The organism is Stenotrophomonas sp. PE591 (genome assembly GCF_018320795.1).
In the GTDB taxonomy this organism is placed as follows: Bacteria; Pseudomonadota; Gammaproteobacteria; order Xanthomonadales; family Xanthomonadaceae; genus Stenotrophomonas; species Stenotrophomonas maltophilia.
Genome location: NZ_JAAOKO010000003.1, coordinates 197,960 through 212,461, shown reverse-complemented (window position 1 = coordinate 212,461; position 14,502 = coordinate 197,960). Strand labels below are relative to the sequence as shown.

Below are 14,502 nucleotides of genomic sequence, written 5' to 3'. Positions count from 1 at the left end.
GGATGCGTGTCGCATCCCCGGCTTTTTTCTTACTTCAGGCCATCACTGACCGCCTTGGTCAGCGTGCCCTGTGCATCGTCACCACTGAACTCCCAGACGAACGCGCCGCCCAGGCCCTGGGTCTTCACGTAACCCATCTTGCGGGTGATGTTGGCCGGGGTGTCGAAGCTCCACAGCGTGCTGCCGTTGTAGATCCAGGTGGCGCCGGCGGTGTTGTCGGTGTAGCCCGGCCACGCCAGGTTCTTCAGCACCTTCCAGTCCTCGATGCCGGCTTCATACGTGCCCGGGGCAGCGCCGGTCGCGGTCTGGTACAGGCCGTTGTTGGCGTTGGCCACACCGGTCCAGCCACGCCCGTAGTAGCCGATGCCCAGGTTGAGCTTGGCGGCAGGCACGCCACGGCTGATGAAGGCCTCGATGGCGTCGTTGCTGTTGTACAGCTTCTGGTCGCCGGTGGACGGATCATTCGGCGAATCGAACAGCGCCGACTGGTGATTGGTCTTCGCATCCCACGCGCCGTGGAAGTCGTAGGTCATCACGTTGATGTAGTCCAGGTACGGGTGGTACGCGGCCGGGTCGGTGACGCGGATCTTGTCGATGCCGGCACCCACCGCCACCGTCAGCAGCAGGCCCGGACGCACTGCATCGAGCTGGCGGCGGAACTCGGCCATCAGCGCGGTGAAGTTGGCGTTGTCTTCCGGCTTGCCGCATTCGATGCCGCACGCCACCGGGTATTCCCAGTCGATGTCGATGCCGTCGAACACGCCCAGCGCGGCACCGGCACCACCGGCACCGTCGGTTACCGGCAGGTTGCCCTTGATGTAGGCATCGATGCACGAGGCGACGAAGGCCTGGCGGTTTTCCGGGCGCGCCGCGCTGGAGAAGCCACGCGACCAGGTCCAGCCACCCAGCGAGATCAGCACCTTCATGCCGGGGTACTTGGCCTTGAGCTGCTTGAGCTGGTTCCAGTTGCCGCGCAGCGGCTGGTCCCAGGTATCGGCGCTGCCGCTGACACTCTCGGCGGCACTGAAGGCCTTGGTGTAGTCGGCGAAGGCATCACCACCGGCACCGCTGTTCGGATCCGACGGCTGGGTGACGCCCACTTCGCAGCGGTTGTTGCGCACGTTGCCGAAGGCGTAGTTGATGTGGGTCAGGCGCGCGGCCGAACCGCTGCTGTCGATGTTCTTGACCCGGTAGTTGCGGCCGTAGATGCCCCACTGGGTGAAGTAGCCGATGACCCGCTTGCCGGTGGTGCCGCCGTCGCCGGCCAGCGTGGTGGCGCTGATCTCGGTGCCCTGGGCGGACGCGTTGCCGGCGTTGTCGCGGGCACGCACACGGTAGCGGTAGGTGGTCGATGCAGTCAGGCCGCCATCGACGTAGCTGGCACTGGATGGTGAACCGACCAGGCTGCCATTGCGGTACACGTCATAGCCGGCCACGCCGCTGCCACCGGTGTTGTCGGTGGACGGGCTCCAGCTGAGCGCGATGCTGTTGGCGGTACGCGTGCCGACCGCCAGTCCGCCCGGCACGCTCGGCGCGGTGGTATCGCCACCGGCGGCGTTGACGGTGATGGTGATGGTCGCGGTGCTGCTGGTGGCGTTGTTGTTGTCGGTGGCTACCGCGCGCAGGGTGTGGCTGCCGGCGCTGGCATTGGTCCAGCTGGCCGCATACGGCGCACTGGTGGCCACGCCCAGCGTGCTGCCATCGCGGAAGAACTCGACCTTGGCGACGCTGCCGTCCGGATCACTGGCGGTAGCGGTCACGTTGACCGTGCTGCCGGCGCTGAAGGTGGCGCCGTTGGCCGGCGAGGTCAGGCTGACCACCGGCGGCTGGTTGGCGCCGCCGCCATCGCAGGCACCGAGGTTGGTGTAATAGGGCGCACCGGCCGGATGGTCCGGCGGCGCGTTCCAGATGTCCTGGTTCGCCCGATAGAGGACGCCTCCTTTCTGCAGGGTATCGCCGGCCCGGTAGATCTTGGCCTGGTCCCACTGGGCCACGCCGGCACAGCTGGCGGCCTGCGCCAGGCCGGGCAGGGCAGCGGCACCGGCGGCCACGGCGAGCAGCCAGGCCAGGCGGCGGGGACGACAGCTTCGGGTCGCACGTTCGGCACTGCGCACAATCGGGTCGTACATGGGTAAGTCTCCGATCAAAGGGCGCGCGGGCCCCGATGGCGCCGCGCGTGACGCAGGTCCGGGCGTCGCCCGGGAAGGCGACGGGTGGGGCCGGACGGAGGTACCTGGGAGGCCGGGGAGAGAGTCCGGCGCCAGGTGGGGACAACGTTGTCATCAATCGCGTGGTCAATCCGTGAGCAAGCGCATGGTTCCGGGATTCGGATGGAGAGCGGCGCTGCGCGCGGTCGGCGACCATCGGCGGAGCCCCCTCGTGGCTGGGGCTTTCCGCGAACAGCGGATTTCTGGGGGGGCCGGGCGGGTGGGCTGCGCAGGGGACGCTGCAAGTACGTCCATGTAAGCTCGGTCGCCGCATCCATGCGGCTCACGCCCCTGCGCAGCCCACCCGCCCGGCCACGGACAGGTTCCTGCGCGGTCAGCCACGAAAGGCAGAACAAAAAATCAAAAGCCGAAGCCGGTCGCTGCGCTCTCCAATGCCTGATTTCTGATGTTCCCTGGTTGCCGGCCAGCGGCCGGCACTACCGGGGAGCATCCACGCATGGCGTGGATCTACTGCAGATCGCGGAAATCTGTCGGAGGCGGGGTGGGTCCGGTGGCGGGGGTGTCCGCGGCATGGATGCCGCGGCCAAGCCCCCAGGGACGGGTTTACGGCGTCCCCCGCCACCGGACCCACCCCGCCATCCCACGGGAACCCCGCTTTTGCTTTGGCCGTTGCTGTTGCTGTTGCTGTTGCCCTGGCCTCGGCGGGTGCCGGGCGCCGCCCGGCCAAAGCCCTTCCCCCGCTTCCGGTACAATGTCGGGCCCGTTTCCCAACTACGGTTCCCCGGACATGATGGTCCTCGAGGGCGCGCCCGCCCTGTCGCCGTTCCGCCGCGAACGTCTTGAATCCCGCCTGCAGTCCATCGCTCCCTCCCTGCGCATCAGCGGTGCCTGGCACGTCTACTTCGTGCAGCCCGAAGGCAGCGCCGCTCCCGACCTCGCCACCCTGTGCCGCATCCTCGAAGCGGCGCCACAGGCCGAGGCCGTGGCCGACGGCGCGGTCAGCCGCATCGTGGTGCCGCGCCTGGGTACGCTGTCGCCGTGGTCGAGCAAGGCCACCGAACTGGTCCGTGGTGCCGGCCAGCCGGTGAGCCGGGTCGAGCGGGGCCTGCGTATCGACGTGCAGGGCTGGCCGGCCGATGCCGACGTGCAACAGGCCCTGGTCAAGGCGCTGCACGACCCGATGACGCAGTCAGTGCTGGAGACCGTGCAGCAGGGCCAGGCGCTGTTCTCGGCGCCCGCCCGCGGCGAACTGGAACGCGTGCCGGTGGACCAGCTGGAGGCCGCCAACGAGCGCCTCGGCCTGGCCATGGCCCAGGACGAGATCGATTACCTGCGCGAACGCTTCACCGCGCTGGGCCGCTCGCCGTCGGACGTCGAACTGATGATGTTCGCGCAGGCCAATTCCGAGCACTGCCGCCACAAGATCTTCAACGCCAGCTGGACCATCGACGGCCAGGAGCAGGACCGCTCGCTGTTCCGGATGATCAAGAACACCCACCAGCAGACCCCGCAGCACACGCTCAGCGCGTACAGCGACAACGCTGCAGTGATCGAAGGCCATCCGGCGTCGCGCTACCGTCCCGATCCGGCCAGTGGCGAATACCGCCGCGAAGCGCAGGTGCCCAGTGCCTTCCAGATCAAGGTGGAAACCCACAACCACCCGACCGCGATCGCACCGTTCCCGGGCGCTTCGACCGGCGCGGGTGGCGAGATCCGCGACGAAGGCGCGACCGGCCGTGGCGGCAAGCCGAAGGCGGGCCTGACCGGCTTCTCGGTCTCGCACCTGCGCATTCCGGAATTGCCGCAGCCGTGGGAGGCGCCGCGCGCGCTGAACCCGCGCATGGCACCGGCGCTGGAAATCATGACCGACGGCCCGCTCGGCGGCGCCGCGTTCAACAACGAGTTCGGCCGCCCGAACCTGCTCGGCTACTTCCGCAGCTTCGAGCTGCCGGAAGGCGCCGACCTGGTGCGCGCCTACGACAAGCCGATCATGCTGGCCGGTGGCCTCGGTGCGATCGATCGCGTGCAGGTCGACAAGATCCCGCTGCAGGCCGGTGATGCGGTGATCGTGCTGGGTGGCCCGGCGATGCTGATCGGCCTGGGCGGCGGTGCGGCCAGTTCGGTGGCCTCCGGTGAAAGCGCCGAGGACCTGGACTTCGCCAGCGTGCAGCGCGACAACCCGGAAATGGAACGCCGCTGCCAGGAGGTCATCGACCGCTGCGTGGCGATGGGCAGCAACAACCCGATCAAGTTCTTCCACGACGTCGGTGCCGGCGGCCTGTCCAATGCCATCCCCGAGCTGCTGCACGACTCCAAGGTCGGTGGCGTGATCGATCTGGGCAAGGTGCCCACCGATGATCCGTCGCTGTCGCCGATGCAGCTGTGGTGCAACGAATCGCAGGAACGCTACGTGCTCGGCGTCGCCCAAGAGCGCCTGGCCGAGTTCGCCGCGCTGTGCGCCCGCGAGCGCTGCCCGTTCGCTGCGGTCGGCGTGGCCACCGCCGAGGAACACCTGGTGGTGGCCTATGGCGCCGTGCCGGGCCACACCCCGGCCGATGCGCCGATCGACCTGCCGATGGACGTGCTGTTCGGCAAGCCGCCGAAGATGCACCGCGATACCGCACACCCGCCGGCACCGCGCTGGCCGGCGCTGAAGACCGCAGGCCTGGACCTGCAGGAAGCGGGTCTGCGCGTGCTTGCGCACCCGACGGTGGCCTCGAAGAACTTCCTGGTCACCATCGGTGACCGCAGCGTCGGTGGCCTGACCGCACGCGAACAGATGGTTGGCCCGTGGCAGCTGCCGGTGGCCGATGTGGCCATCACCGTGGCCGACTTCGACGGCGTGGCCGGCGAGGCGATGTCGATCGGCGAGCGCACCCCGCTGGCCCTGCTCGATGCGGCGGCTTCGGCACGCATGGCCGTGGGCGAAGCGTTGACCAACCTGTGCGCGGCCCCGGTCGATGCGCTGGATGAGATCAAACTGTCGGCGAACTGGATGGCCGCGGCCGGCCACCCGGGCGAAGACGCGCTGCTGTACGACGCGGTGAAGGCCGTGGGCATGGAACTGTGCCCGCAGCTGGACATCAGCATTCCGGTGGGCAAGGACTCGCTGTCGATGCAGGCGCAGTGGCACGACCAGGGCCAAGCGCACAAGAGCGTGTCGCCGGTGTCGCTGGTGATCTCTGCGTTCGCACCGGTCGCCGATGTGCGCCAGCAGCTGACCCCGCTGCTCGACCGCGACGTGGAAAGCGAGCTGTGGCTGATCGGCCTTGGCGCCGGCAAGCAGCGGCTGGGCGGTTCCATCCTGGCCCAGGTGCATGCCGACCACGGTGACCTGCCGGCGTTCGCCGGCGCTGCCCCTGATCTGGACGACCCGCAGCGCCTGCGTGGCTTCTTCGAGCTGATCCGCGATGCGCGCCAGGCCGGCCTGCTGCTGGCCTACCACGACCGCAGCGACGGCGGTGCCTTCGCCGCGCTGTGCGAAATGGCCTTCACGTCGCGCCTGGGCCTGGACATCACCCTCGATGCCTGGGGCGATGACCCGTTCCGCAGCCTGTTCAACGAAGAACTGGGTGCGGTGGTGCAGATCGCACGCGAAGATCGCGCCGCGTTTGCCGACCTGGTCGAACGCCATGCACTGACCGAATGCGCGCAGCGCATCGCCAAGCCGACCACGGCACCGGTGGTGCGCGTATCGCTGGGCGGCGAGAACTTGGCCGAGTGGCGCTGGGAGGCGCTGTTCGACGCCTGGTGGTCGGTCACCCATGCGATGCAGAAGCGCCGTGACAACCCGGCCAATGCCGATGCCGAACGCGAGGTCGCCCGCGCCTTCAATGCGCCGGGCCTGAAGCCGAAGCTCAGCTTCGACCTCAACGAAGATGTCGCCGCGCCGTTCATCAGCACCGGTGCGCGCCCGCGTGTAGCGGTGCTGCGCGAGCAGGGCGTCAACGGCCAGATCGAAATGGCCAACATCTTCGAACGCGCCGGCTTCCGCGCCTTCGACGTGCACATGAGCGACCTGATCGAAGGCCGCGTAGCGCTGCAGGACTTCACCGGGCTGGTCGCCTGTGGCGGCTTCAGCTACGGCGACGTGCTCGGTGCCGGCCGTGGCTGGGCCACTTCGATCCTGGAACGCAGCGCACTGCGTGATGCCTTCGCCGCGTTCTTCGCGCGCGAGGACAGCTTCGCGCTGGGCGTGTGCAATGGCTGCCAGATGATGAGCCAGCTCAAGGGCATCATCCCCGGTGCCGAGCACTGGCCGCAGTTCCGCCGCAACGCCAGCGAGCAGTTCGAAGCGCGTACCGCACTGCTGGAAGTGGTGGAATCTCCGTCGATCCTGCTGCGTGGCATGGCCGGTTCGCGCCTGCAGGTGGCAGTGGCGCATGGCGAAGGCCAGGCGGTGTTCGACAACGCGGTCGACCAGGCCGCGGCCCGTGTTTCGCTGCGCTACATCGATGGCCACGGCAACGTCGCCAGCCAGTACCCGCTGAATCCGAACGGTTCGCCGGACGGCATCACCGGCCTGACCAGCAGCGACGGCCGCGTGACCATCATGATGCCGCACCCGGAACGTACCCCGCGCGCGCTCAACATGAGCTGGGCCCCGGCCGAGTGGCAGGGTGATTCGCCGTGGATGCGCATGTTCCGCAACGCGCGGGTGTGGTGCGGCTGATCGCACCACACCGCGCAGGCATCAATGCCGTTGCGTATGGAAAAACCCGCCGTTGATCGGCGGGTTTTTTCTTTGCGCGTGTGAAAATCCTGATGCACCCGCGAGTTACATGGATTTTCAGGCGACAGGGTTGCGTCACGCGTCGCTAACAAAATCCTTTCATAAACAGGGAAAAGAGTGAACTGCTTCACGGCAATAGGATTTGTCGTGTCAAAGTCTTGACGATCTGCAAAGTTGCCGTTAACACTTGAACCCCGTTTCAGAATCATTCATTTCGCAGTAACCGGTTGGCGCACGCGCTCGGTTTTCTGTCGCTGCGCGCCGTTCGGCAATACCCCGCAGTAAATCACGCGAATAAACGCCCCCAGGGGACGTTGGGCCGGAAAGCCCAGCGGTGGCGTTGCTTTGCCCAAAACCAGTCCAATCAGGAGCCGTACCGATGAATCGGATTTATCGCAAGGTCTGGAACAAAGCATTGGGTCAGTTGGTGGTGGCCTCGGAACTGGCTTCCTCCGACAGCAGCAGCGGTGGGGTCGTCGACCAGCGCCGCGGTGCGACACAGGCCACGCCCGCACTGCTGGCGGTGGCACTGGGCCTGGTATTGGGATTGGGCATGAGTGGCTCTGCCACCGCACAGTCGGTGCAGATCGGCGGTAGCGCCACCTGCGTGGCATTCAGCGGCAAGCTGCTCGAAAAGTGCCTGATCGAAGGCTCGGCCACGGCCAAGGGCAGCAATGCGGTGGCGATCGGCAGCAACAGCAGTGCCAGTGCGGCCAACAGCGTGGCGCTGGGCGCCGGCTCCAAAGCCACGCGTGCCAACACCGTCTCCGTCGGCGATGCAGGCAAGGAACGGCAGGTCACCAATGTCGCCGCAGGCACGCAGGCGACCGACGCAGTGAACAAGGCGCAGCTGGACGCGCAGGCGCGTGCCACGCAGGCCGCGCTGGCCGACGTTGCCGCCGACGGCAACCGCTACTTCAAGGCCGACGGCGCAGGCGATGACAGCGACGCGGCGAAGATCGAGGGTGAAGGCGCACTGGCCGCCGGTGCCGGTGCGCAGTCGCTGGCCAACGCCACCACTGCCATCGGTACCCAGGCCATTGCCGCAGGCATCGGCGCCAGCGCATTCGGCCAGGGCGCGCTGGCGATCGGCGATGCCAGCGTGGTGGTCGGGCAAAGCGCAGCAGCGTTCGGCCTTGGCGATACCGCCGTCGGTGCCAGCGCGTACGCCGCCAGCGAAAACGGTGCAGCAACGGCACTGGGTGCACTGTCCGAAGCCACCGCCGATGGCGCGACCGCCGTCGGTGGCGGTGCCGTAGCGATGGGCCCCGGCAGTACCGCATTGGGCCGCGGCGCCACGGCTGCCAACGAAGCCTCGATTGCAGTCGGTGCGTTCAGCACGGCCGTCGGTGAATACAGCACCGCGCTGGGCTCCAATTCGGCCGCGGTCGCTACCGGCAGCGTGGCGTTGGGCGCCGGTTCGCTGGCTGACCGTGTCGATACCGTGTCCGTCGGTGCCGCCGGATATGGCCTGACCCGCCAGATCACCAGCGTTGCCGCCGGCACCGAAGATACCGATGCGGTCAACGTTGGCCAGTTGAAGGATGTTGCCGCGGTGGCCGATGCCACCGCCAAGCGCTTCCAGGCCACCGGCAGCAGCAACAGCGATGCCGGTGCGCTGGCTGAAGGTGACGACGCGCTGGCCGCAGGCGAGGCCGCCAATGCCATCGGCACTGGCACCACGGCGGTCGGTGCCGGTGCCACTGCCGTTGCGCAGAACGCGACTGCGGTGGGCAACAACGCGCTGGCCTCGGGCCAGAACAGCGCAGCATTCGGCAACAACGCGCAGGCCAACGGACCGGGCAGCGTGGCCGTCGGTGGCGCTGCGGTGGATGCCAACGGCAACCCGCTGATCACCAGTGGTGGCGTGCCGGTGGTCACCGGCGCCACCAGTGCCGGTGTGGGTGGCACGGCCGTCGGCGCCAGTGCCGATGCCAGCGGTTTTGCCGCGTCGTCCTATGGCGTGGGGGCCTATGCGTCCGGCGCGCAGGCGTCGGCGTTCGGTGCGGTCTCCAATGCCATCGGTGATTACTCCACGGCATTGGGTACGCAGAGCAATGCCACGGGCACCAGCAGCGTCGCCATTGGTGGCCCGGCCGACCTGATTCCCGGCCTGGGCTTCTTCGTACAGACACAGGCCAGTGGTGAAGCCGCGACCGCGGTGGGGGCCGGCGCCATCGCCAGCGGCGACCGTGCCGTGGCCAACGGCAGCCTCAGCGAAGCCTCCGGCGCCGAAGCCACCGCGGTGGGCTACTTCGCCTATGCGCCGGGCGAGAACGCCAGCGCGCTTGGCGCGCAGACCTGGGCCAGTGGTGCGCAGAGCACCGCAGTGGGCTACTACGCTACGGCACGCGGCGCCAACAGCGTCGCGCTGGGCGCGAACTCCGAAGCGGTGCGTGCCAACAGCGTGGCCGTCGGCAGTCCCGGCAACGAGCGGCAGATCACCAGCGTTGCAGCCGGCAGTGAAGCCACCGATGCGGTGAACAAGGCGCAGCTGGATGCGGTGGCCAGCACCGCCGACAGCACCGCGCGCTTCTTCCAGGCCCAGCCTGAAGCTGGCAGTGATGCCGGTGCGCTCGCGGAAGGCGAGGGTGCCATCGCGGCCGGTTCGTCGAGCAATGCGATCGGTGCCGGCGCGGTTGCACATGGCGCGGCCGCGTCGGCCATCGGCGATGACAGCGTGGCGGTGGGCCGCAACAGCACGGCCACCGGCAATGGCGGTGTCGCCATCGGTGGCCTGGGCCAGGCCTACGACGAGTTCAACCAACCCATCATCGGTGCAGATGGCAAGGCGCAGCAGGTGGGTACCACGGCCGTGGCCGATGCCACGGCGGTCGGCAGCGCTGCGCAGGCCAGCGGTGCAGCCAGCAGCGCCTTCGGCAATGCGGCCAAGGCCAGTGGTGACAACAGCTTCGCCGCCGGCGGCAAGTCGCGCGCCACCGGCGCGTATGCGGTGGCGGTGGGTGACAGTGCGTTTGCCAGCAGCGATGACAGTACCGCGGTGGGCGGCTACAGCTGGGCCACCGCCAGCGGCGCCAGCGCCTTTGGTTCCGGTGCGTGGGCGACCGCCACCAATGCCTCGGCGTTCGGCAACGCGGCGTGGGCCAGCGGCGCTGGCGCCACGTCGATCGGTTACAACAGTTGGGCCAACGGAACCAGCGCCACCGCAGTCGGCCGTGGTGCCTTCGGCTATGGCGACAACAGCGTGGCGCTGGGCTTCCAGGCGCTGGGCAACAGCATCAACAGCATCGCCATCGGCACCAACACGGTGGCCGGCGGCGAAAGTGCGATCGCGCTGGGTGCGGGCAGCAATGCCAGTGCCAGCAACGCCGTCGCACTCGGCGCGGGCTCGGTCGCCAACCGCGCACGCACGGTGTCGGTGGGCAGCAGCGGCAACGAGCGCCAGGTCACCAACGTCGCCGCCGGTACCCAGGCCACCGATGCGGTGAACAAGGCACAGCTGGATGCGGTGGCAAGTACCGCAGCAACCACCAGCCGCTTCTTCCAGGCCAGCGGCAACGGCGACGATGTGGCGGGTGCGCTGGTGGAGGGCGACAACGCACTGGCCGCAGGTGATGCAGCCAACGCCATCGGCAATGGTGCCACCGCGCTTGGCAGCGGTGCCAATGCGCTGGCCGGCAACGCGCAGGCGATCGGCTTCAACGCGCTGGCGACCGCCGCCAATGCCAGTGCCGTAGGCGCCAATGCACAGGCCACCGGCGAATACGCCACCGCGCAGGGTGCGGAAAGCGAAGCCAGCGGTGAGCAGAGTGCAGCGTTCGGCGCGGCCAGCATCGCCAGCGGCGCGGGCAGCACCGCCAGCGGTGCCTTGTCCGAAGCCTCCGGCGAAGAAGCCGTAGCCGTGGGCTACTTCAGCAACGCCAGTGGCAGTGGTGCCACCGCGGTCGGCAGCGAGAGCGTGGCCAGCGGCACGGCTGCGGCAGCGTTCGGTATCGGTGCCGAAGCCACCGGTGGTTACAGTACCGCCATCGGCGGCTACGCACAGGCCTCGGCCTTCAATGCCACCGCCTTCGGCAACTTCGCCAACGCCTCGGGTTCCAACAGCGTGGCCCTGGGCGGTGATTCGCAAGCGTCCGGCGCTTACAGCACCGCCACCGGCCAGGGCAGCCTGGCCACCGGCACCAACAGCGTCGCCGTCGGCGGTTCGCTGTTCGGCGTGCTGGCGACCGAAGCCTCGGGCAACTACTCCACGGCGGTGGGCGGTGGCGCCTGGTCGGGGGGCATCAACAGCACCGCGCTGGGCAATGCGGCGGAATCGCGCGCGGCCAACAGCGTGGCGCTCGGTGCGGATTCGATTGCGGACCGCGACAACACCGTATCGGTGGGCGGCGGCGGCAACACCCGCCAGATCACCAACGTGGCCGATGGCACGCAGGGCAACGATGCGGTCAACAAGAACCAGCTCGATGCCGTAGCCGCCGCTGCGGAGAAGACCAGCAGGCAGTTCCAGGCCAGTGGCAATGCCGATGGTGAAACCGGCGCACTGGTGGAGGGTGACAATGCGCTGGCAGCAGGTGATGCGGCCAACGCGATCGGCAACGGTGCCACTGCGCTCGGCAGTGGTGCCAATGCGCTGGCCGCCAACGCCACCGCTGTCGGCATCGATGCGCTGGCGACCGGCACCAACGCGGCGGCACTGGGCAGCACCGCACAGGCCACCGGCGAGGACAGCCTGGCCCTGGGCAGCGGTGCCAGCGCCAGCGAAGTGGGGACGAGCGCGGCGGGCGCGCGTGCACAGGCAAGCGGTGTCTACAGCACCGCCAACGGTACCGAATCCAACGCCAGTGGCGCACAGTCCCTTGCCGGCGGCTTCCGCAGCGCGGCCTCCGCCGATGGCACCACAGCGGTGGGTGGCTATGCCGAAGCAACCGGTCGCCTTGGCACCGCACTCGGCTACGGCTCGGCTGCCAGCGGTGCCAACACCACGGCGGTGGGCTTCGGGGCCGCGGCGGCGGGCACCGGCGCGGTTGCGGTGGGTCAGTCGAGTGAAGCCAGCGGTGCGGAAAGCGTGGCGATCGGCGGCAGCACCTTCTTCGGCCTGATTCCGTCGCGCGCCAGTGGCACCGGTGCGGCAGCATTCGGTGCCGGTGCATGGGCCACCGAGGATTACGCTACCGCCATCGGCTGGAATGCCTGGTCGGCAGGCACCAACGCCACGGCGCTCGGTGCCAATGCCACCGCCAATGGCAGCAACAGCGTTGCGCTCGGTGCCGGTTCCAAGGCTGACCGCGACAACACGGTGGCCGTTGGCAAGGCCGGCAGCGAACGCCAGGTCACCCACGTTGCAGCCGGTACCGAAGCCACCGATGCGGTGAACAAGGGCCAGCTCGACGCCGTTGCCAGTGTCGCCGACAAGACCAGCCGGCAGTTCCAGGCCAGCGGCAATGCCGATGGCGAGGCCGGTGCACTGGTCGATGGCGAAAATGCGCTGGCGGCCGGCAATGCGGCCAATGCGATCGGCAACGGTGCGACCGCGCTGGGCAGCGGCGCCAACGCCATGGCCACCAACGCCACGGCGGTTGGCTTCGATGCACTCGCCACCGGCAACAACGCTGCCGCACTGGGCAATGCTGCGCAGGCCAGTGGTGTCGACAGCGTTGCGCTGGGCAGCGGCGCCAGCGCCAGTGAAACCGGCGCCAGCGCCACTGGCGCCGGGGCCCAGGCCAAGGGCCCCTACAGCACGGCCAACGGTGCGCAGGCCACGGCTACCGGCACGCAGTCGCAGGCCAATGGTTTCCGCGCCAGTGCCTCGGCCGATGGCGCTTCGGCGCTGGGCAGCTATGCCGAAGCCAGCGGCCGCCTGGGTACTGCGGTCGGTTACGGCAGCAAGGCCACCGGTTTGAATGCCACGGCGGTGGGTGTCAGTGCCAACGCTTCGGCTGCCGGCAGTGTCGCACTGGGTGGAGGCTCGGTGGCCGATCGTGCCAATACCGTGTCCGTCGGCAGTGCCGTCAACAACCGGCAGGTCACCAATGTCGCCAACGGTACCGAAATCAATGACGCAGTGAATCGCGGGCAGCTGGACGCCGTTGCGTTCACCGCCAACACCACCAACCGATACTTCCGCGCCAATGGCACGGGAACCGCGAACGCCATCGGTACCGATTCGGTAGCGATGGGCTCGGTGGCCAATGCGGCGGGCGCACGCAGCATCGCGCTGGGTGCCAATGCCACGGTGTCTGCCTCCGGCGCACTGGCCGTTGGCGCCGGTGCGGGTGCGGTCGGCGTCAACTCGGTTGCAATCGGTGCTGGAGCGCGTGCGCTGGATGCCAATGTTGTGTCGGTGGGCAGTGGCAACCCCACCGATGGCCCGGCCACCCGCCGCATCGTCAACGTGGCTGATGGCCGCATCGCTGCCGGCAGCAGTGACGCGGTGACCGGTTCCCAGCTCAATGTCACCAATCAGCGCGTGGGCGCGGTGGAAACCCGCGTCGGCGATTTCGATTCGCGCATCGCCACGGTGGAGACCACGGCGGCCAGTGCGGTCGGCTACGACGACGCCAGTCGTGACCGCCTGACCCTGTCCGGCTTCCAGGGCACCACCATCGACAATGTCGGTGCCGGCAGCATCGCCGCCGGCAGCCGCCAGGCGATCAATGGCGGCCAGCTGTTCCAGTCGCTCAGCGATGCCGCCAGCTTCCTCGGCGGCGGTGCCAGCGTCGGCATGCAGGGCGTATTCGTGGCACCGAACTATGTGATCCAGGGCGCCACCTACAGCAACGTCGGCGATGCGCTGGGTGCGCTGGACCGCAAGGTCAGCGAGATCGACCGCCGCACCGCCGGTGGTACGCGTTCGGGAACGGCCAGTCTGCGTTCGATGAGTGCCTCGCTGGATGAAAGCGCACTGGCCAGCGTTGCCGAAGCACCGGCGGCGGCCGATGCGGCACCGGCCAGCAGCGCACGCGTGCAGGGCACGCCGACCGCTGCGGCGGCGGGCGCGGGCATCCCGGTGGGCACCTCGGCATCGGGCCTCAACGCGGTCGCCATGGGCGACGGCGCAGTGGCCAGCGGCGCCTCGTCCACCGCCATCGGCCAGGGTGCCAATGCCACCGCTGCGAACGCGGTGGCGCTGGGCCAGGGCTCGGTCGCTGATCGTGCCAACACGGTCTCGGTGGGCAGCGAAGGCAACGAACGCCAGGTCACCAACGTGGCAGCCGGTACCACCGCCACCGATGCGGTCAACAAGGGCCAGCTCGATCGTGGCATGGCTACCGCCAACAGCTACACCGACAGCCGCGTGCAGGCCGTCGCCGACAGCTTCGATGTGTTCAAGGGCGAGATCGACGGGCGCCTGCGGCACATGGATCGCCGCATCGACCGCCAGGGCGCGATGAGCGCGGCGATGCTCAACATGGCCACCAGTGCTGCCGGCATCCGTACCCAGAACCGGGTCGGCGTCGGCATCGGCTTCCAGGGCGGTGAATCGGCACTGTCCCTGGGTTACCAGCGTGCGATCAGCGATCGCGCCACGGTGACGTTCGGCGGCGCCTTCAGCAGCGACGACAGCTCGGTCGGCGTCGGTGCCGGCTTCGGCTGGTAGGCCACTCCATCGCGCCGGCGGCCACCCACGCCGGCGCAGCA

Annotated in this window: 3 protein-coding genes; 2 read left to right on the top strand and 1 reads right to left on the bottom strand. The window is 68.7% G+C overall.

The window, feature by feature from the left end; genetic code table 11:
• Positions 1-29: 29 nt before the first annotated feature.
• On the bottom strand, positions 30-2,129 hold the full coding sequence (locus tag JLDANKMP_RS10710; RefSeq protein WP_115875597.1) for a glycosyl hydrolase family 18 protein: 2,100 nt from the start codon (positions 2,127-2,129) through the stop codon (positions 30-32).
• 826 nt (positions 2,130-2,955) lie between these two features.
• Between JLDANKMP_RS10710 and purL the strand changes: the two genes are divergently transcribed.
• Both purL and JLDANKMP_RS10700 read left to right on the top strand, forming a co-directional pair.
• Entirely contained in the window at positions 2,956-6,840 is a 3,885-nt protein-coding gene (gene purL, locus JLDANKMP_RS10705) for a phosphoribosylformylglycinamidine synthase (RefSeq protein WP_249336870.1), read from the top strand.
• A 439-nt stretch (positions 6,841-7,279) separates the two neighbouring features.
• Positions 7,280-14,461 (top strand): ESPR-type extended signal peptide-containing protein, encoded by a 7,182-nt coding sequence (locus JLDANKMP_RS10700; RefSeq protein ID WP_212561069.1) that lies wholly within the window; start codon positions 7,280-7,282, stop codon positions 14,459-14,461.
• Positions 14,462-14,502 lie beyond the last annotated feature (41 nt).